Below are 212 nucleotides of genomic sequence, written 5' to 3' on the forward strand. Positions count from 1 at the left end.
CCAGGGCCGCCGATGCCCAGACTGCCCGTGCCAGGGCCGCCGATGCCAGGACGGTCGGTGCCGACGCCGTCACTGCCTGGGCCGCCGGAGCCAGAGCCGCCGGAGCCGCCCGTGCCAGGGCCGCCGATGCCCAGACTGCCCGTGCCAGGGCCGCCGATGCCAGGACGGTCGGTGCCGACGCCGTCACTGCCTGGGCCGCCGGAGCCAGAGCC

1 pseudogene is annotated in these 212 nt (G+C 78.3%); it reads right to left on the minus strand.

The annotated features are described in order from the left end of the window. Positions 1-212 (minus strand): annotated as a pseudogene (locus KUM49_RS47050) (histidine kinase); the annotation flags it as partial.

The organism is Streptomyces sp. AC555_RSS877 (assembly GCF_019049245.1).
Taxonomy (GTDB): domain Bacteria; phylum Actinomycetota; class Actinomycetes; order Streptomycetales; family Streptomycetaceae; genus Streptomyces.